We start from the raw sequence: 16454 nt of genomic DNA on the forward strand, positions 1-16454 counted from the left end.
GACCTTTTGATATTATGAATTCGTTTCTCAATCGATATAGGTATGGTGTCCGTTAATAGTGCCCGTAGGATTAAGCTGAAGGATGGGCATTCATTGGCATATGCAGAATATGGTGATCTTCGAGGAAAGCCAGTCCTTCATTTTCATGGCACACCTAGTACAGCAAAAAATAAGTTTTAAAGGGGGTGAAGGGGTTTCACCCCTTCTTGGGGACAAAGCCCCCAAACCCCCTACATTGCAGAACTTTGTGTTCGCAACACTAGTCTGTTTGGGCAAGAGAAGCTGATTGGCACTGAATGACCTCGCCCATCGACGAATGCTCGATCCATGAGTTCAAAGCCTGACTACTTTCCAGAAGATACCCTTTCCCCAACTGCTTATTGAGAGCGTCCGGGGGTGCGTCCTCCCTCATCATTACTGCCACCACGCGGTGCGGAGTTGCCAGGGTCACAGCCTTCTGCTCCATTGCCTATCCCCTGATTGCAATTACGGCGACCGGCAGATTCACGAGAATCCGTTTGTACAGCTGTTCCATTGTTGATAACCGTTGCTTGACCAGGAACAACATAGGACGAACTAATCGCTTCCACTCGACCTAAGCTAACTAGCGTTTGATAGATAAACGCTGCAACTTCTGCCCGTGTTGCTACCCGTTCAAGCGTTAGCAATCGCACATTGGGGTAGTTCACGACAATGCCTTGCTCAGTTAAAGCGGCCAGCAGGAGACGGGTATCACTGCTAATCTGCACGTCATCGTACGCAGACAGCAAAGTTTCAGGAGACGTTTGAGTTGAGATCTTTAAACCACGCGCCAAGGCAAACAAAACATCCGCACGAGTGAGACTGGCTTGGGGACGGAACGCATTACTCGATACTGTGCTAAGGAAACCCATCTCATACGCTTCCTCGATCGCACTATATGCCCAATAGGTCGTGCTAACATCCGTAAACCTCACGGCTTGGCGCACTTCCGTCACCTCAAAAGCCCGCCGGATAATTGCTGCCAGTTCCGCTCGTGTGACTGCCTGTTCAGGACGATAAGTGCCATCAGGATATCCAGCAATAATATCCAGTTTTGCCAGTTCTACGATAAAAGGATTTGCCCAATATCCTGTTTGCACATCTGAAAAGACTCGTGTTTCTTGACGGCCTCGTAGCTGAGCAATCCGAGTTTCTGTGGCAACGGCATCATACGCAACCACAGAACCGTTCAGGTTCGTGCGGTAGACCCAGAGCTGTTGTCCACGACTCACCACGACTACCCATCCAGGCACTTCTGCTTGAGTGCAGCTACCATTACCCGGTAATCCCAAACATCCGTTTGCCCAAGTCACTTGTCGGGCTTCTAACACCCGCAATTCAGACACTTGCACTTGACTTTGTTGAGCGATCGCCTGAAAAACAGCCGTTTGAACGGTTTGAGAAAATGCCGTTTGTTGGGTAACTACGGTTGTTTGGCTTTGTCCTTCCAGGGCGACTGTTCCAGATTGAGTGGTGCTTTGCGTTTCAGTCGTTACAGTTGTACGTCGCTCGATGCTTGTCTCAGTCCGAGATTCTGATTGAGAACTGCTTTCAGCTTGAGCGACACGAGTTTCGCTAGCAGTACGATCAAAGGCAACGACTGAACCTGATTCATTCGTGCGATAAACCCAGTACTGTAAGCCATCTGTGACAGTGACTAACCACCCTGGAACGGTTGCCATCGTACAAATCGTATCTGGCTGAGATAAGCCTAAACAGCCGTTTGACCAGGTTTCTTGCCGAGCTTCCAAAACTCGTAAGTCGGATGTCACTGCCCCTGATTGATTGGTAATATCTTGAAAAACTGCTGTTTCTACAGCATCCGGTAGGTCTACACTGACATCATCGTCACTAGTTGCTTGGGCAACTTGATCACCTGAAATCACTGGATCTACAGGTGGAGAAACATTCAAAGATTCTGAAGCGGAAACTGCTGTCGTTTCTGGCACACCATCTGCTGCAAAGGCAGGAGCTACGATCGCAGTTAGCGTACCTAAAGTGGCGATCGCTGCAATTAAATTTCTGGGATAAGAAAAAGTCTTACTCATAGGAACTCCGTTACGGTGAATGAAAAGCCTCAGTTAATGCAAGTGAAGTAACAAATACTAGAAGGTTCCCACCATTCATATCTCAAGCAGGTTACTGCACTTGCTGCTGGGTTACTTGGGAAATAACGAGTTCAAGACCAGGTTTTGACCATTCTGGTAACACCCTGTCGAAACGAATCTTCTCCTTTACGGAGGAGAGTTCAGGATGTTTGCTTTGGCAGCAATAATTCTTAATAATTAGGTGCGCTATTTTTCACGTCGATTCCGACGTTCTTCCTTGTCTCTACCTCGACCATTGCCATTTGATTGAGGTTCATCCGTAGGAGAACTACTAGGTGAGACTTCTGCCTGTACTGGCGCAACGGTTGTCGCATTAAAGGGACTGACCGTAGGAGTCGGTGGTGTCATGACACGTTGCACAATAATTGGGATTGCAGACGCTCCTGTGAGGGAAACTAATCCAATCGCTCCTTGAATCATGAGCGATTTCAACTTATAGCTGAGCTTAGAGGGCGTGGAAGATTCTGGGGTATCTGCCATAGCATTATCGGTTAAGTTGCACTGTGCTTTTATAGTTCAACACTTTGAAAAGTGATAACCATGTTCTCCTAATGGTTCCCCAAAATTTAATATCTTCAAGCTCTCTTAAAACTGTCAATTCCCTTGGGGACGGATTTGATGGATTTTTTGTACAGTGACAGATTAAATGACATTGAGACAAATTCATGTCGTCAAGCGAAATCTCCTGTGCTGCAAGGTTATAAAGAGAATTTACTCAGTGAGCTGGCAATCTGTTCATTGACAAAGCTAAGCCCGGCTTGGGACAAAGAAGCAAGCCAGACTTAGCTTTGCTTCTTCAGTGACACTAATGTGTCTCCACGTCAAATAAAAAGTCACTGTACACCTTCAACACCATTCCAATGGAAGTGTTTGAGTTGGCACCAGAACCCCTGAAGAACTACAACGTATCCGTTTTTGTCGCAGCGGATGATGTGGCAGCTAAGCAAACTGTGATACAACTGGCTCAAGAAATTGGATTTAGCCCGATCGATTCTGGCTCTCTGCGCCATGCTCGCCTCATTGAAGGGTTAGCTGACTTAGAGCGATTTCTAATTATTGGTCAGAAGATGGGAGCCTATGCTGTTCCTGCCATCAATATTCTGCCTCCAGCCCAAACTCAACGGTTGGGTGGACGACAAGACTCTGCTTTGAAATAGAATTTCAAACTTGCACTAGATAAAGGTGAACTCAATGGTTGATTCGTTATCCGGCAAAAAAATTGTGATCATTGGTGCAAGTTCAGGAATTGGTCTAGCGGTTGCTAAGCAGACCGCAGAACTGGAAGCCTCGGTGGTGATATCTAGCCGCTCTCAAGACAAACTCGATCGGGCAAAGGAATTCATTTCCGGTCAGGTGGAAGCGATCGCGGCTGATATTTTGAATGAGGATTCTGTTAACGCGCTGTTTGAGCGAGTTGGAAGTTTTGACCACTTAGTGATTACGGCTGTGGCAGATGAAAATTTACTCCGTTCACCGTTAGCAGAAATGTCAACAGCAATTGCTCAACGCGGGATGGAGAAATTTTGGGGAACCTTCTTTGCTGCCCGTGCAGCCGTAAAAACGATCGCTCAAACGGGTTCGATTACCCTGACCTCCAGTGTTTCTATTTTCAAGCCCTCCAGGGCAGGAGGGGTTTCTGTGATGTCGGCGGCGAGTGCTGCGGTTGCTGTGTTTGGACGAGCATTGGCAGCAGAACTGGCACCGATTCGCGTCAATGTGATTGCTCCTGGGGTCGTCGATACAGGCGTGTGGAGCAACACAGATTCTCAGCGATCAGACCTGGCAAAGTGGGCAGAGGAATCGCTACCTGTACAGCATCTTGGACAAGCCGAAGAGCTGGCTCATGCCGTATTGAGCGTAATGACCAATACTTACATTACAGGGGCTATCTTGCCTGTGGATGGTGGTTTAACAGTGATGTAAATGACGCTCATGAACGAACTAAGAGGTGTCTGTTATGCGAGAAGAACTCTACGACCTGAGTGAACAAAAGGTATTGATCATTGGTGGCAGCAGTCGGATGGGATTGGAAATTGCCAGACTCAGCGCAATGCTGGGAGCAAGTGTGATTCTCTCCAGTCGTTCAAACAGCAAATTGGAGGCTGCGATCGCTTCGTTACCAAAGGGTGTAACCGCTTACGCTGCCAATGCTGCGATTGAGCAAGAAGCAGCCCAACTCTTGCAAGATCTCGCTCCACTGGATCACATTATTGTGACCGCATCGAGTGGAACATCTGCCAGCAGTATTCCAGAAACCTCTCCAGAAATTGCTCAAGCCGCTTTTAGCCGATTTTGGATGTCGTATCATGTGCTGCATTTTGCTCCAAAGGTGATGCGCCCCTCTGGTTCAATCACGCTTCTCTCGGGCAGCAGTGGACGCAGACCTGTAACGGGTTATGGGGTCTGGAGCAGTTTACATGGCAGCATTGAGAGCTTGGTGCGTCCTGCGGTGTTGGAGTTAGCTCCCATTCGCGTCAATGCAATATCTCCGGGCGGAATTGGACTAACGCCCGATCGCCAATTAGCTCACCATGCTGGACAACCTATTGATATTGCAAAAATGGCGATCGCACTTATGACCAATCCAGCAGTGACAAATACGGTTGTAGATGTAGATAGTGGTGAACGGCTAGGAACCTGGTCTGGTCAAGTTTCAGAAGAAGTTACGGATTGAGTGAAGAAGTACTTCTTGATGATTAAGCTAATGAACTTCATTAATCTCTTTTGCGTTTCCTTGAATGTTGCTCGGATCATAAAAATAACGCTCCTGGATAATTCGTCCGTCTTTCCAGGTCTGTAAGCCTAACTCTTCAATCCGAATGCGGTAGCCATCAACTGTTGTGATCTCAAGGTGCATTTCAATGACGGAGTGCCCGTCTAGTGGATGAGAGGCGGTAAAACCATCCACCAGAACAACTCCAATCTTAAACTCGTGAAGCTCCTGTACATTGGCGTTCATTCGCTTTTGCCGCTCGATGCTGAGTGCGCGTCCAACACGGGGTGGTTGTAAGTTTTCCTGCACAACCACATGCTCGTCGTAAAATCGCTCGTAGCTTTCTTCGACGGTTGGATTAGTTTTCTGAAAGTCGAGAAGTCCCTGAACCCGTTCGCGTAGATTCATTTTGAGGTCTTCCTGAGTCATTAAACTACGGTTGAGCAAACAACGTTTCCAAGCCAGTGTAGGATTTCAATGGCAGAATCTCAAACACTAAAACCCCAGCTTTTACCATTGGAAACTCAGACGCGATCGCTTGCATTGCTTGTAAATCTGAGGCTTCACAAAGTAGTACAGCACCGCTCATGTCAGCGATGTAATAAAACGATCGCACAATCTCCGCCGAATACTGCTTCCAGACGGATTCAGCCTCAGCCTTGACATGGGGTAATACTTGTTCCGTTGAAACCCCTGACGCAATTCGTGCCAGAATCAAAAACTGCATGATTTCCTTATGAATAGAAGAGTCTGAAACGGTTGTTTCAGGGGGTTGGTGAAGAGAAGTCGAAAACGGTATGTTCCTCAGTGAGAAAAGCGCGGGACTGAGCAAAGTCTACGAAATTGACTTCGCCTACTTTCGGATCTGTGATGTATTGTTGGGCGGCGGCTTGTCCTTCAGGCGTACTCACTGCGGCTAAAAAATCTTCCATGCTGTTCCACCAAATTTCGGTAACACCATCATAAGGTGAGGCATCCAGACCACGTGATTTAGCAATTTCAAGGTTTACTGGCGTATCAATCGTATGGCTTTGAATATACCTGGTTGCCTTTAACGTTTGAGCGAGGTTGCGAATGAAGGAACCGTGAACATCTCGCCAGAAGGCATGGAACTCTTCATCACTCAGGTCAGCACGTTTGCGAATGCAATAGACAAACTTAATCATAAAAATCTTCCGTTCATTGATGAAAGGACAGTAGCAGTTTAGGGAACTGTGACGATAATTTTGCCATTCTGTTGATTAGATTCCATGTACTGGTGTGCTTCCACAATTTGCTCCAGTGAAAAGACGCGATCGAGCACAGGAACCAGTGCCCCAGATGTCAACCCGTCATAGATGTACTGTTTGGCACGGTCTAATTTCTCAGGATTGGTTGTGATTTCAAACAACGTGTAACCCTGTACCTTCAAGCCTTTCTGCAATGCAGCAAAGAGAGGAAAGGAAGTTGATGCCGTTTCATCTAACGCACCATAGACAAAAATCGTTGCTCCCGGTGCAGCGGCTGTTGCCAAAGTTTCGAGCAGTGACCCAGCAATGGCATCAAAAATAAGATCAGCCCCATGACCGTTTGTAATTTCCATGACTCGGCTAACTAAGTCTTCGTCATTGGTAACAATCACATGGTCTGCGCCGTTTTCCAGCAACATTTGCTTTTTGGCTGTACTGCGCGTCGTGGCGATCGCAACTGCTCCTGCGGCTTTGGCAATTTGAATAGCAGAGTAGCCTACACTGCTACTAGCGGCTGTAATCAGAACAAAATCGCCTGCTTTCACCTGCCCGTACTCAACCAGGGGACCGTAGGCGGTAATATACTGCATCCAGATCGCGGTTCCCTGCTGGGGTGAAAGGCTTTCAGGATAAGCGGCAACGGCTGTCGCTGGGACGATTGCACTTTCCCCATACACACCATACTGTTTCATTGAAAAAGCAGGAATGGTACTGACGCGATCGCCAATCTGGAAACCCATTACCCCTTCACCAATCGCATCGATGATTCCCGATGCTTCGTACCCCAGGGTAGATGGAAATGTTTCGGGTAATTCTAAATATCGCCCTGATCGAAAACCAACTTCTGCACGATTGAGTCCAATCGCTTCAACCTTCAGCCGTACTTCTCCAACACTCGGTTCTTTTAAGGATTCGTCTTTTAGCTTGAGAACATCTGCACTGCCAAACTCATAAAATCGAACAATCTTTGGCATGATAACCCTACTCCTCCTCAAGAAGCTTCCATCATCAAGGATTTGGCGATACACTTCTTTCAGATTTTTGCTTTTTTTCAGGATTCTTGCTTCTTTCTCAAAATTAGCTTCCTGCAATGAGTGATAAATCTCTATCTAGAACGGCTTGTCACTTCTAATCGTGGGAGATAACCTCTATGGCTCTGCAACAGGAAGGGATTGATAATCAACGAGTTGAGCCTCATGTTGAGCATCCAAGCGAATTTGTCTTGTTGTCAAGTGGAACGCTTACCTGGAATGGCATTCTGCTGGAGCATCTAAAATTTCCACCCCTCGATATTTCAGACTTTTATGCAGCAAGGCACCATCTCACCCTCCAACTGAGAATGCCTAAAAAAGTAGAACTGAAGACTAATGGCAAGTTTAACTATCAGCAATTATTGCCGGGAAATGTCTGTATTACACCATTTCAGCATCTTCACGCAGTCCGGTGGCAAGATGAGATGGAAGTTCTTTCTCTGACTCTAGAGCCAGAATTCGTTGCTCATGCTGTTCAGGAATCGGTGAATCCTGAACGAGTGGAATTGATGATGCACCGAGGGCAAAAAGACCCTTTAATTCGAGAAATTCTATTTGCTCTAAAAGCCGAACTGGAAGCGGGTTGTCCGTCAGGTCGATTGTATGGTGAAGCGATGGGGACTGCACTGGCTGTTCATCTACTCAAATGCTATTCAACGCTGAAACCATCACCAACCGTCTATGTAGATGGATTGCCGCAACATAAGCTCAATCAAGTCTTGGAGTATATTCAGGTTCATCTTGACCAAGACATTAAGCTGATAGACTTAGCTGACTGTGTGGGTATGAGCCAATACTATTTTTGTCGGTTGTTTAAGCAATCAATGGGAGTTTCACCTCATCAGTTTATGTTACAGCAGCGAATTGAGCGAGCAAAACAACTACTTCAGCAGAAGGATCTGACGATCGCAGATATAGCCCTCTCCTGTGGTTTTAAGAATCAAAGCCATTTCACAACCCTGTTCCGTAAGTTTATTGGCAGCACTCCAAAAGCCTTTAGAAACCTGTAATGCAAGTCAGGCTCTGCCAAGCCTATGCAATGGAGGGGCGATCGCTAACCTGCATCCATCAAAACAGATAAGGTTTGCTTGGCGTACTGCGCTCCAGTTGGATTCGCCTCAATCGTAGCCATGAGGCTAGCTCCTCCAATCAGAAGTAGATATTGCTGAGAAAACGATACGGGGTCTTTCACTCCAGCCTCAGATGCCAATTGCATAATGTATGTACGAATGGATTCTCTTAATTGAATCGAAACCTGGTGGGCAGGGTGAGTCGCATCCGCAATTTCTAGCACGACATTGATAAACGGACAGCCTCGAAAATCAGGATTTGCGTACCAGTTCTGGAGGACATCGAAGGTTGCAAGCAACCGCTCTTTTGCCGTACCCCCCTTGCTACTGACTGCTTCTTCAAACCAGGTTAACCACTGGCTAGCCCGATGTTGCATCACTTCGAGGATGAGGTCATCCTTAGACGGAAAGTGTCGATACAACGTTCTTTTAGCAACACCTGATTCGGCAATCACTTCATTGATGCCAACATTTTGAGTGCCCTTTTGGTAAAAGAGCCGGGATGCGGTTTCTAGGATTTGCTGACGCGCAGCACTGGATTCGGACATCACCATAACAAAGTAGACAAACTTGTCTCCATAGAGATATACTACCAGCTATTGAGGGTAGACAGACTTGTCTACCTGAAGGCAGTTGATTCATCTCAATGAAGTCAAGCAGGGCGATTTGTCCTGCAAGTTTTTGCTGCTCAAATGGACATTAAGGAGTGAACTGATTTATGGCAGGAGTTTCCAAGAAGCCAGATTTGAACGATCCAGAGTTGCGTAAAAAGCTACTGCAAGGAATGGGGCACAACTATTATGGAGAACCTGCATGGCCTAATGAACTGCTTTACATTTTTCCAGTGGTCATTCTGGGAGCTCTGGCTTTGTGTGTAGGATTGGCGGTACTCGATCCAGCAATCATAGGGGAGCCTGCAAATCCCTTCGCAACTCCACTAGAAATTCTCCCAGAATGGTATTTTTATCCTGTCTTTCAGATTCTCCGTGTTGTTCCAAATAAACTGTTGGGTGTTGTCATGATGGTCTCCATACCATTGGGATTAATGTGTATTCCATTTATTGAAAGCGTCAACAAATTTCAGAATCCATTCCGCCGACCGATCGCCACATGTATCTTTTTAGTGGGGACACTAGTTACGCTTTGGCTTGGAATTGGTGCGGCGATGCCAATTGATCAATCCCTCACCTTGGGTTTATTTTGATGGCTACCGTTAGCGGGTGGAAACTGTGCCATACATGACGAGGAGAATTTAACTTTTAACCTTGTCCGGTCTTCTTCCCCAAGGCTTTAGAGTAGAAATGACAATAATCACAAAGAGGAAAGAGACTTGAATCACTGATCCAATTAACACTCCTCTCGTATCAAACTTGTAAATGGAATCATTGAATGCACCTAAACCTTCTGATTGAGCGGTTCCTACGGAGTTGCGCGAAACGTTAATCGCCTCAGCCGTGTTACCCCAAGGAAATAGCCAGAACGTTCCAAAAGCGATTAATCCAGTCGTCAAAATCCACTTAGTAATCACCCAGTAGAATTTGAAGAACCCGTAGTTTTTTGCCAGCAAAGGAGAGTTGCTGTCACGACAGAACCGATCGCCGCAGGAATCACAATGAAATCATCCAGTAAGTTGATCACTGAATTGAGTGCGAAGAGAATATCAGCATTGGCTGTGCTGTTATTTCTAAGTGCAATCAGAAACATACTGAGAACGGTTCCTGTCCACAGTGCGGCAAAGCCAATGTGGAAGGCTAAAACCCAGTTCTTCTGCTGAAGACTCAGTTTGAACCGTTGTTGCTTCTGTTGGGCTTATCAGACTGCGATCGCTTTTCACTCGCTCCAGTTGTCGTCATAGATACTCCTATCAGGACACTAACTGCTTTTCGTGATGGAATATGCAGAGTGTAGCGATCGCCCCTCTCTTAAAGCTTGAACTTATTTGCTCAACCTGTGCAAATCTTGCTGAGTTTCTACAATGACGCTCTGAATTCTTTCGGAGTTGTCCCAACATAGCGACGAAACAGCCGAGTGAAAGAACTGTGATTGTTCAACCCAACTGCAAGTGTGATTTCAGTAATGGTGAGTTGAGTGAATTGCAATAAATGCTTGGCGCGATCAATTCGACACTGGCTTAAGTATTGGTGAGGAGCTAACCCGGTTGATTGTTTGAACAACCGACAGAAGTGATATTGGCTTAAATTTAGAACACTTGCCATATCAGATAAAGCAATATCCTGTTCAAGATGGTCTTGAACGTACTTGAACACTTTTTGTAGCTGATGTTCTGATAAACGACCTGTATCATCAGACAATCGAGGTTGCCAGACGGAGTACTGCTTCAACAAATGAATCACTAAACCTGTCGCCAGCGATTCCCCAAACATTCGACCTGCCGGATGTTTTGCTTCAATATCTGCTTTCAAAGCCAATCCAATCTGCTGTACCAGCGAGTCTGCAATTCCGATGTGTGGAATCAACTCAATCTGCTTTACTCGAATCGATTCATGCGCAACCTGTTCAAAAAATTGAGGAGAAATTCCCAATAGAGAAAATTCGCCTGCCTCATGCCAGAGCGACGAATAGTTGATCCCAGCCGGGATAAACAGCATTTCACCCGGTTGACAGTAGCAGTTTAGAATCTGCCCCTCTATCTGATGTTCCGACTCAACCGGATGCCCACCCTGTCCTGTAATGCCAATAATATGTTGCATCCATCGATGGGTTGGACTTTGGTGAGCCGGATGATCGTAGTGATGGAAAAAGATGCCATTCCACCCTGACTGCTCACTGGACAACGTCGGATGATCAGCAAGCGCCGGATGAGTATGGTGAGTCATATCAACCTGCGGCAATTGATCCTTAGTAGGCATAGGAGTTAGGAACTACTGCTGCTTGTAGTTTATCGAATTTCGGTTAATTGCTCTCGAATCACTTCAGATGATTAAACTAGCCCACATGGAGGATAGACACGACCCAAAAACTGTATTAAAAAATGACTGACGGACTTCTGGAGATTTCTATGCCGATTGTCAGTCAAACCAATGGGTTACTAGCAGAGTTCGCAGTTTTTTCGGTGAAGCCCGAAGAGCAGGAAACGCTTGTAAAACAAGTCATTCAAACAATAGAGTCTACTTTAAGGCAGCATCCAGGATTTGTCTCTGGTAGCGTGATTCGCAGTCGGGATGGGTTACGTGTCACGAGTTATGTTCAATGGGCAGACCAAGCCTCTTATGTAGCAACACAACCGATCGCAAATTTGGAACCTCCAGATGTGCATCTGTTTGAAATCTTTGATGCGGAGCCAAAAGGCAGTGAGTTGCAGCTTACAACCGGAATGGATGGACTGATTAATTTCGGCATCTTCAAGATGAAGCAACCTGAGAAGCAACCTCGGTTTATTGAGCTATTTAAGCAGGCATTAAACATGGTTTCGGGCCAACCCGGGCTGATTTCAACCCATGCTCACCGCAGCTTAGACGGATGGCGTTGCATTAACTTTGGACATTGGCGATCGTTGGAGGACTATACGGCAATGGACAACAATCGCCCCTTCTCACCATTGTTTGGTGAAATACTCGATCTAGCCAATAACGAATACCAAAAGACCTTGCATGAGGTTGTCTTTACAACTTGAGATAAAGATCGTCAGTTCGTGTTTAACATCAGTCAGAACAAGCAACCAGCGAGGATAAAAAAGCACTTATGGTTCAGATTGATCGGTCAAATACTGCGATCGTCGGATTAGATTTGTACACTGTTGCAGAGCGGCATCAATCAGGATTAGTGGATGCGATCAAAGAGCAAATCACCTTCTGGAAGTCCAATTTCTACTTTGTGTCAGCAAGTGTGCATCAAAGTTTAGATGGCGTACGTGTCTTCACATACAGCCAGTGGCAACCTAAGTTTGACCATCGCAGTTTGCAGCGTCCGGCGATATTCAGTGAATTTTTTCCGCCTGACTCGTTGCAGTTAGAAGTGTCAGCAAGCCAATCGGTATCCGCAGAAGTTGAGATCGCTGTGGGCGATCTCATTACTCATCTTGCCGAATTTCGTATGATGCCTGTAAATCAACCAGAAATGGTAAAGCGAACAACAACAGAACTGGACCGAGCAATGAGCAACTCGCCTGGACTTGTTTCGGCAAGCTTTCATCGCAGTTTGGACGGGACGCGGATGTTCAATTACGGGCAATGGGAAAGTAAAGAAGCATTTGAGGCGATCTTAAAGCAACCAGGGTTTGATCCAAATAAGCCCTATTGGGAAGGGTTAGCGCGAAACGAATTCCATTTGTACCATGTTACTTATGTAGAAACAGCAGGATAACACGATGTTGGAGTAGATCGCCCATAGGAGAACGATTATGCCACCCCAGGTCAAGGTTAAAAAACTCACAGAAGAACCAACCGAAATAGCTGCGGTATGCTGAGCCAACCCATACTGGAAACCAATCGCCTGATCCTGCGCCCTCTCAACCCTTCTGATGCATCCTCTATTCAAGAAAAAGCAAGTGCGAGGGCGATCGCTGCGCTTTCGAGCAGACCATACTCAACCGTAATGTCTTGCCACTCCTTCTTGAGGAGAAGGGAAGGTTGCTCCGTCATCTGCCACCGCTTCAGAAAACGTTACTGCCTTTATCGTATCGAAATCTAATTTCCTGCAAGCCTTTCTCTTTACGGTACTGCTTAGGTGTCGTCTGCAATACCCGTCGAAACACAAATGCGTGGAAATAGCGGAACACCACGAAACAAGAGGCATCTTCCACCGAACGATAGGTGCTTGTCAAACCCTTCCGGTGTTGCCTTGTAAGGTCTGAGGCGATCGCTATCGAAAAGAGCACAAATTCACCTCCAGATGACCGGGCGGAACAATCGCCACCATGTACTCCGGGGTTTCGATCCAATGCCCCCATTGCGGTAGACTCTCCAACAGAGGTTGATCCAGCGGAATCTTACGATCGGGTAGGTCGAACAAAACCTCTTGCAGCAGGCTCATTGGCAGGGAAGGGAAGAAGTTTTTTCCATCATCTCGTTATCCGATAACCTCCGCAAGAATCTAAAAGACAGCGATCGCCTAAAATCAGTAAGTTCATTCTAATTTGTGTATTAAGTGAATCGTTAATGATGTTGAGAGCGATCGCCCCTGACCTTTGGGTTGCTGAACAGCCTTTGAAATACTTTGGTTTGGAAGTTGGAACGAGAATGACGGTAATTCGCTTAAATCAAGACCGATTAGTGATCATCGCACCCATACAACTTCAAGATGACATGATTGATCAGATAAACCAGCTAGGAAATGTGAGTGACATTATTGCACCAAATCTATATCATCATTTGTTCCTTAATCAGTGCAAACAGAGATATCCAAACGCAACACTTTGGGCAACATCTGGCTTACAAGATAAATGCCCTGATTTGTGGATTGATCAAGTTCTCAGCGACCATACTATCAAATCATTTAATGGGCTTGAAGCAGCACAAGTAGCTGGATTTAATACCTTTGATATTAAGGGATACATGCCATTGAATGAATGGGTATTCTTCCACGCCAAAAGCCGAACACTCATCATTACTGATCTGGCATTTCATTTCGATCGCCAGAGTTCACCATCTGCCCAATTAATTTCCAAAGTCTTGGGTGGCTATCAGCAACTTCGTCCATCACTTTTAGAGAAAATTGCCACAAGAGACAAAGAGCAAGTGCGTCAATCCCTGCAACCGATTCTTGCCTGGGATTTTGAGCGGGTCATTATGGCTCATGGCAGCATTATTGAGCAGGATGGTAAACGACTATTTCAGCGAGGCTATGAGTGGTTTTTAAACGAAAGGTAATGACTTCTACTTGGTAGATGTGACGGGTTCTGGATAATCTGTGCTGACCGTCACAGGCTGCCAAGCGTTCAATTCCGTTTTGACCCATTCCAGTTTTTCCTGAATCAGGCTCATAGAATCGGTACCCAATGCCAACCGCATCGGAGGATGCGGACTTTCCACAGCTTAAATGATGGCTTGCGCCGCTTTTGCTGGATCGCCCGGTTGCTGACCATCCATCGCTTTGAACCACTGCAATGCCGCATCGCTCATAGTGGCATAGGCATCAATCGATCGCTTGGCTACGGCTAGAGAGCGTCCATTAAAATCGGTGCGAAATGCTCCAGGTTCAATTAACGTGACTTTAATTCCAAACGGTTCAACCTCCTTAGCCAGGGCTTCAGACGTACCTTCCAGGGCAAATTTAGCCCCGCAGTAGAGGCTGCTTCCCCCAAATCCCACGAGTCCTGCTGTGGATGACAGATTCACAATGTGACCGCTGCCTTGCTGACGCATCACAGGCAAGACCGATCGCATCAGACGCAGTGCCCCAAAGAAGTTGGTTTCAAAAAATTGGCGAATTTCAACATCGCTAACCTCTTCGAGTGCGGCAATGAGCCCATGCCCTGCATTGTTGACCAACACATCAATGCGACCAAAGGTGGCGATCGCAGCATCAACGACTGCCTGGATATCTTGAGACACTGTTACGTCCAGACGGATAGCCTTTGCGGTTTCTGGATAGTCCTCAATCAAAGCGTGGAGTTGCTCTGGCTCACGAGCAGTTGCCAGTAAGGAGTCGCCTTTTTTCAACACCGCTTCTGCGAGGGCACGTCCAAACCCGGTTGAGCATCCTGTAATCAACCACACTTTAGGAGTAATACGATTGTTGTTTGAGTTCATTTGCCTGTCTCCAATCTAAAAACAATGAGCTGTGCCTTATGTTTCTTACGGTAGGAGACAGCTATCCGACTGTCCAATATATATTTGACTTAGATTAATAGGTTAAACATATAAGTACGATGGAATTACGGCACCTGCACTACTTCATTGCGGTGGCTGAGGAACTCCACTTCAGTCGAGCAGCAGAACGGTTGTGCATTTCCCAACCTCCCCTCAGCCAGCAAATTCGGGATTTAGAAGATGAACTCGGAGTCAAGCTGTTTGAACGAACGAAGCGACACGTGCATCTAACTGAAGCAGGCAAAGTGTTTTTAGATCGCTCCTACCTGCTGTTAGCCCAACTTGAACAGGCGATCGCAGCAACTCAGCGAATCGGGCGAGGTGAGGTGGGACAGTTGGCGATTGGGTTTGTTGACTCTGCCATGTACACGTCACTCCCAGAGATGCTGAAGGGCTTTCGAGAACAGTTTCCAGAGGTAGAACTGCGATTGCAGGAAATGACAACGGCTCAACAAATTCAAGCCCTGTACGACAAACAGATTGATGTCGGCATTGTTCGTTCTGCCATCAGTGAGCCAGGTTTGAGCGTGGAGTGCCTTCTGCCAGAATCGTTAGTCCTGGCGTTGCCAGAAAATCATCCGTTCTCTGCCCAAACTCAAGTGTCTCTCTCCTCATTGGCAGATGAGTTCTTTATCCTCTTTCCTGCCAAATTAGGACCCCTCTTTTACGAGCAGATTATGCACAGTTGTGAGAAGGCGGGATTTCGCCCGAAGGTGGCTCAAGAGGCAGTTCAAATGCAAACGATTATCGGCTTAGTGGCAGCAGGATTGGGCATTGCGATCGTTCCTGCTTCCATGCAAAATTTCCACAGAAATGGAGTCATTTATAGACCCTTACAAGAACAAATCTCGAATACTGGGCTTTATCTGGCTTGGCGGCAGCATGATTCCTCTCCAGTCGTCGGTGCATTCCTTAACTTGTTACGGAAGACGGCATCATGGAATTCCATCGGGGTTACCTGATTGCCCATGTTCTTTTACGTCCTGATAAATGACAGGGCTTTCCGGATAAAGCGATCGCGTCCTCGCTCTGGGCGATCGTTAAACAGGTAATGGGTGCCGTCTGGAATCGTCACCGTTTCTACCGTAGGAGCGTTGGTTAGCTCTACTTCAAGTGCCCGTAAGTCTTCAGGGCGTGACCAGAAATCTAACTCTCCCCGCAGAACCAGCGTTGGCACCGTAATATCTGCGGGTAGTGTTTCAGATCTGTTGCTACTAACCCCCGGCTGTCGCCGTCCCCCTTGGTAAGGGGGACTACAGGGGGTCTTACAGAGGTTATCAACAGGTTTGAAACACCACCTATCTGCGGCTTCCCAATATTTCTGTCCTTTCGAGAGGTTGTAGCTTTCCAAGTGATAAGCCGCAGGATTTAGCCTCAGGATTGTCCAGGAAGTCGTTCCTCAGCAAACCATCAGGAGTTACGCAGTTGAGAAAAAGGGGGAGTTGGAGTAAAACCAAAGAATGAATCCACCCAAAGTCAACGAGAACGATTACATCAACTTTTTGATTGCAG

The 16454-nt window shown here is 46.6% G+C and carries 23 protein-coding genes; 9 read left to right on the forward strand and 14 right to left on the reverse strand.

The window, feature by feature from the left end; genetic code table 11:
• Nucleotides 1-377: 377 nt before the first annotated feature.
• Both H6G89_RS32385 and H6G89_RS32390 read right to left on the reverse strand, forming a co-directional pair.
• The gene (locus tag H6G89_RS32385; protein WP_190514135.1) at nucleotides 378-2069 is read right to left on the reverse strand and encodes an S-layer homology domain-containing protein; all 1692 of its coding nucleotides are present in this window, start codon (nucleotides 2067-2069) and stop codon (nucleotides 378-380) included.
• A 246-nt stretch (nucleotides 2070-2315) separates the two neighbouring features.
• Nucleotides 2316-2609 carry a hypothetical protein gene (locus H6G89_RS32390; protein WP_190514136.1) on the reverse strand — a complete coding sequence of 98 codons (294 nt, stop codon included), beginning with the start codon at nucleotides 2607-2609 and terminating at the stop codon, nucleotides 2316-2318.
• A gap of 380 nt (nucleotides 2610-2989) precedes the next feature.
• On the opposite strand from H6G89_RS32390, the gene H6G89_RS32395 reads away from it, so the two are divergent.
• Genes H6G89_RS32395 through H6G89_RS32405 form a run of 3 tightly spaced genes read left to right on the forward strand, consistent with a single transcriptional unit; the run spans nucleotide 2990 to nucleotide 4803 of the window.
• Nucleotides 2990-3286 (forward strand): hypothetical protein, encoded by a 297-nt coding sequence (locus H6G89_RS32395; protein ID WP_190514137.1) that lies wholly within the window; start codon nucleotides 2990-2992, stop codon nucleotides 3284-3286.
• Between the two features lie 34 nt (nucleotides 3287-3320).
• A complete protein-coding gene (locus H6G89_RS32400) occupies nucleotides 3321-4052 on the forward strand; it encodes an SDR family oxidoreductase (protein ID WP_190514138.1) in 732 nt (243 codons plus the stop codon).
• A 34-nt stretch (nucleotides 4053-4086) separates the two neighbouring features.
• Complete coding sequence (locus tag H6G89_RS32405; protein ID WP_190514139.1) at nucleotides 4087-4803, forward strand: SDR family oxidoreductase; 717 nt, start codon at nucleotides 4087-4089, stop codon at nucleotides 4801-4803.
• 27 nt (nucleotides 4804-4830) lie between these two features.
• On the opposite strand, the gene H6G89_RS32410 is transcribed toward H6G89_RS32405, so the two are convergent.
• Genes H6G89_RS32410 through H6G89_RS32425 form a run of 4 tightly spaced genes read right to left on the reverse strand, consistent with a single transcriptional unit; the run spans nucleotide 4831 to nucleotide 7045 of the window.
• The gene (locus H6G89_RS32410) at nucleotides 4831-5271 is read right to left on the reverse strand and encodes a hypothetical protein (RefSeq protein ID WP_199337069.1); all 441 of its coding nucleotides are present in this window, start codon (nucleotides 5269-5271) and stop codon (nucleotides 4831-4833) included.
• Between the two features lie 4 nt (nucleotides 5272-5275).
• Nucleotides 5276-5569 (reverse strand): hypothetical protein, encoded by a 294-nt coding sequence (locus H6G89_RS32415; RefSeq protein ID WP_190514140.1) that lies wholly within the window; start codon nucleotides 5567-5569, stop codon nucleotides 5276-5278.
• A gap of 37 nt (nucleotides 5570-5606) precedes the next feature.
• Entirely contained in the window at nucleotides 5607-6008 is a 402-nt protein-coding gene (locus tag H6G89_RS32420) for an EthD domain-containing protein (protein ID WP_190514141.1), read from the reverse strand.
• Nucleotides 6009-6046: 38 nt separating this feature from the next.
• Nucleotides 6047-7045 carry a zinc-dependent alcohol dehydrogenase family protein gene (locus H6G89_RS32425; RefSeq protein ID WP_190514142.1) on the reverse strand — a complete coding sequence of 333 codons (999 nt, stop codon included), beginning with the start codon at nucleotides 7043-7045 and terminating at the stop codon, nucleotides 6047-6049.
• A 176-nt stretch (nucleotides 7046-7221) separates the two neighbouring features.
• Between H6G89_RS32425 and H6G89_RS32430 the strand changes: the two genes are divergently transcribed.
• On the forward strand, nucleotides 7222-8112 hold the full coding sequence (locus H6G89_RS32430; RefSeq protein ID WP_190514143.1) for a helix-turn-helix transcriptional regulator: 891 nt from the start codon (nucleotides 7222-7224) through the stop codon (nucleotides 8110-8112).
• Between the two features lie 44 nt (nucleotides 8113-8156).
• Here the strand turns inward: H6G89_RS32430 and H6G89_RS32435 are convergent, their stop codons facing one another.
• The gene (locus H6G89_RS32435; RefSeq protein ID WP_199337070.1) at nucleotides 8157-8726 is read right to left on the reverse strand and encodes a TetR/AcrR family transcriptional regulator; all 570 of its coding nucleotides are present in this window, start codon (nucleotides 8724-8726) and stop codon (nucleotides 8157-8159) included.
• Nucleotides 8727-8890: 164 nt separating this feature from the next.
• On the opposite strand from H6G89_RS32435, the gene petD reads away from it, so the two are divergent.
• Nucleotides 8891-9376 carry a cytochrome b6-f complex subunit IV gene (gene petD, locus H6G89_RS32440; protein WP_190514144.1) on the forward strand — a complete coding sequence of 162 codons (486 nt, stop codon included), beginning with the start codon at nucleotides 8891-8893 and terminating at the stop codon, nucleotides 9374-9376.
• A gap of 320 nt (nucleotides 9377-9696) precedes the next feature.
• Here the strand turns inward: petD and H6G89_RS35410 are convergent, their stop codons facing one another.
• Together H6G89_RS35410 and H6G89_RS32450 are read right to left on the reverse strand one after the other, a co-directional pair.
• Entirely contained in the window at nucleotides 9697-9876 is a 180-nt protein-coding gene (locus H6G89_RS35410; RefSeq protein WP_242060227.1) for a hypothetical protein, read from the reverse strand.
• Between the two features lie 266 nt (nucleotides 9877-10142).
• Nucleotides 10143-11042, reverse strand: coding sequence for an AraC family transcriptional regulator (locus H6G89_RS32450; RefSeq protein ID WP_190514145.1), 900 nt, complete (start codon nucleotides 11040-11042; stop codon nucleotides 10143-10145).
• 149 nt (nucleotides 11043-11191) lie between these two features.
• On the opposite strand from H6G89_RS32450, the gene H6G89_RS32455 reads away from it, so the two are divergent.
• Together H6G89_RS32455 and H6G89_RS32460 are read left to right on the forward strand one after the other, a co-directional pair.
• Nucleotides 11192-11806: an antibiotic biosynthesis monooxygenase family protein gene (locus tag H6G89_RS32455; RefSeq protein ID WP_190514146.1), complete on the forward strand. Its 615-nt coding sequence runs from the start codon at nucleotides 11192-11194 to the stop codon at nucleotides 11804-11806.
• A 68-nt stretch (nucleotides 11807-11874) separates the two neighbouring features.
• A complete protein-coding gene (locus tag H6G89_RS32460) occupies nucleotides 11875-12495 on the forward strand; it encodes an antibiotic biosynthesis monooxygenase family protein (protein ID WP_190514147.1) in 621 nt (206 codons plus the stop codon).
• Between the two features lie 498 nt (nucleotides 12496-12993).
• On the opposite strand, the gene H6G89_RS32465 is transcribed toward H6G89_RS32460, so the two are convergent.
• Nucleotides 12994-13164: a hypothetical protein gene (locus tag H6G89_RS32465; RefSeq protein WP_190514148.1), complete on the reverse strand. Its 171-nt coding sequence runs from the start codon at nucleotides 13162-13164 to the stop codon at nucleotides 12994-12996.
• Between the two features lie 128 nt (nucleotides 13165-13292).
• Between H6G89_RS32465 and H6G89_RS32470 the strand changes: the two genes are divergently transcribed.
• Nucleotides 13293-14000, forward strand: coding sequence for a DUF4336 domain-containing protein (locus H6G89_RS32470; protein WP_190514155.1), 708 nt, complete (start codon nucleotides 13293-13295; stop codon nucleotides 13998-14000).
• Nucleotides 14001-14006: 6 nt separating this feature from the next.
• Here H6G89_RS32470 and H6G89_RS34695 read toward each other — a convergent pair whose 3' ends face one another.
• On the reverse strand, nucleotides 14007-14162 hold the full coding sequence (locus H6G89_RS34695) for a hypothetical protein (protein ID WP_199337071.1): 156 nt from the start codon (nucleotides 14160-14162) through the stop codon (nucleotides 14007-14009).
• Between the two features lie 3 nt (nucleotides 14163-14165).
• Nucleotides 14166-14882: an oxidoreductase gene (locus H6G89_RS32475; RefSeq protein ID WP_199337072.1), complete on the reverse strand. Its 717-nt coding sequence runs from the start codon at nucleotides 14880-14882 to the stop codon at nucleotides 14166-14168.
• Nucleotides 14883-15001: 119 nt separating this feature from the next.
• On the opposite strand from H6G89_RS32475, the gene H6G89_RS32480 reads away from it, so the two are divergent.
• Nucleotides 15002-15904: a LysR substrate-binding domain-containing protein gene (locus H6G89_RS32480; RefSeq protein WP_190514149.1), complete on the forward strand. Its 903-nt coding sequence runs from the start codon at nucleotides 15002-15004 to the stop codon at nucleotides 15902-15904.
• Nucleotides 15905-15918: 14 nt separating this feature from the next.
• Here H6G89_RS32480 and H6G89_RS32485 read toward each other — a convergent pair whose 3' ends face one another.
• Nucleotides 15919-16119 carry an alpha/beta hydrolase gene (locus tag H6G89_RS32485; protein ID WP_190514150.1) on the reverse strand — a complete coding sequence of 67 codons (201 nt, stop codon included), beginning with the start codon at nucleotides 16117-16119 and terminating at the stop codon, nucleotides 15919-15921.
• A 121-nt stretch (nucleotides 16120-16240) separates the two neighbouring features.
• The coding region (locus H6G89_RS34785) for a hypothetical protein (protein WP_206758120.1) at nucleotides 16241-16454 on the reverse strand (214 nt) is incomplete at its 5' end.

The organism is Oscillatoria sp. FACHB-1407, assembly GCF_014697545.1.
Taxonomy (GTDB): Bacteria; Cyanobacteriota; Cyanobacteriia; order Elainellales; family Elainellaceae; genus FACHB-1407.

Coding starts and splice junctions, on each gene's coding strand:
- H6G89_RS32385 (WP_190514135.1), bottom strand. CDS start 2,069: ATGAGTAAGACTTTTTCTTATCCCAGAAATTTAATTGCAGCGATCGCC.
- H6G89_RS32390 (WP_190514136.1), bottom strand. CDS start 2,609: ATGGCAGATACCCCAGAATCTTCCACGCCCTCTAAGCTCAGCTATAAG.
- H6G89_RS32395 (WP_190514137.1), top strand. CDS start 2,990: ATGGAAGTGTTTGAGTTGGCACCAGAACCCCTGAAGAACTACAACGTA.
- H6G89_RS32400 (WP_190514138.1), top strand. CDS start 3,321: ATGGTTGATTCGTTATCCGGCAAAAAAATTGTGATCATTGGTGCAAGT.
- H6G89_RS32405 (WP_190514139.1), top strand. CDS start 4,087: ATGCGAGAAGAACTCTACGACCTGAGTGAACAAAAGGTATTGATCATT.
- H6G89_RS32410 (WP_199337069.1), bottom strand. CDS start 5,271: ATGACTCAGGAAGACCTCAAAATGAATCTACGCGAACGGGTTCAGGGA.
- H6G89_RS32415 (WP_190514140.1), bottom strand. CDS start 5,569: ATGCAGTTTTTGATTCTGGCACGAATTGCGTCAGGGGTTTCAACGGAA.
- H6G89_RS32420 (WP_190514141.1), bottom strand. CDS start 6,008: ATGATTAAGTTTGTCTATTGCATTCGCAAACGTGCTGACCTGAGTGAT.
- H6G89_RS32425 (WP_190514142.1), bottom strand. CDS start 7,045: ATGCCAAAGATTGTTCGATTTTATGAGTTTGGCAGTGCAGATGTTCTC.
- H6G89_RS32430 (WP_190514143.1), top strand. CDS start 7,222: ATGGCTCTGCAACAGGAAGGGATTGATAATCAACGAGTTGAGCCTCAT.
- H6G89_RS32435 (WP_199337070.1), bottom strand. CDS start 8,726: ATGGTGATGTCCGAATCCAGTGCTGCGCGTCAGCAAATCCTAGAAACC.
- petD (WP_190514144.1), top strand. CDS start 8,891: ATGGCAGGAGTTTCCAAGAAGCCAGATTTGAACGATCCAGAGTTGCGT.
- H6G89_RS35410 (WP_242060227.1), bottom strand. CDS start 9,876: ATGTTTCTGATTGCACTTAGAAATAACAGCACAGCCAATGCTGATATT.
- H6G89_RS32450 (WP_190514145.1), bottom strand. CDS start 11,042: ATGCCTACTAAGGATCAATTGCCGCAGGTTGATATGACTCACCATACT.
- H6G89_RS32455 (WP_190514146.1), top strand. CDS start 11,192: ATGCCGATTGTCAGTCAAACCAATGGGTTACTAGCAGAGTTCGCAGTT.
- H6G89_RS32460 (WP_190514147.1), top strand. CDS start 11,875: ATGGTTCAGATTGATCGGTCAAATACTGCGATCGTCGGATTAGATTTG.
- H6G89_RS32465 (WP_190514148.1), bottom strand. CDS start 13,164: ATGAGCCTGCTGCAAGAGGTTTTGTTCGACCTACCCGATCGTAAGATT.
- H6G89_RS32470 (WP_190514155.1), top strand. CDS start 13,293: ATGTTGAGAGCGATCGCCCCTGACCTTTGGGTTGCTGAACAGCCTTTG.
- H6G89_RS32475 (WP_199337072.1), bottom strand. CDS start 14,882: ATGAACTCAAACAACAATCGTATTACTCCTAAAGTGTGGTTGATTACA.
- H6G89_RS32480 (WP_190514149.1), top strand. CDS start 15,002: ATGGAATTACGGCACCTGCACTACTTCATTGCGGTGGCTGAGGAACTC.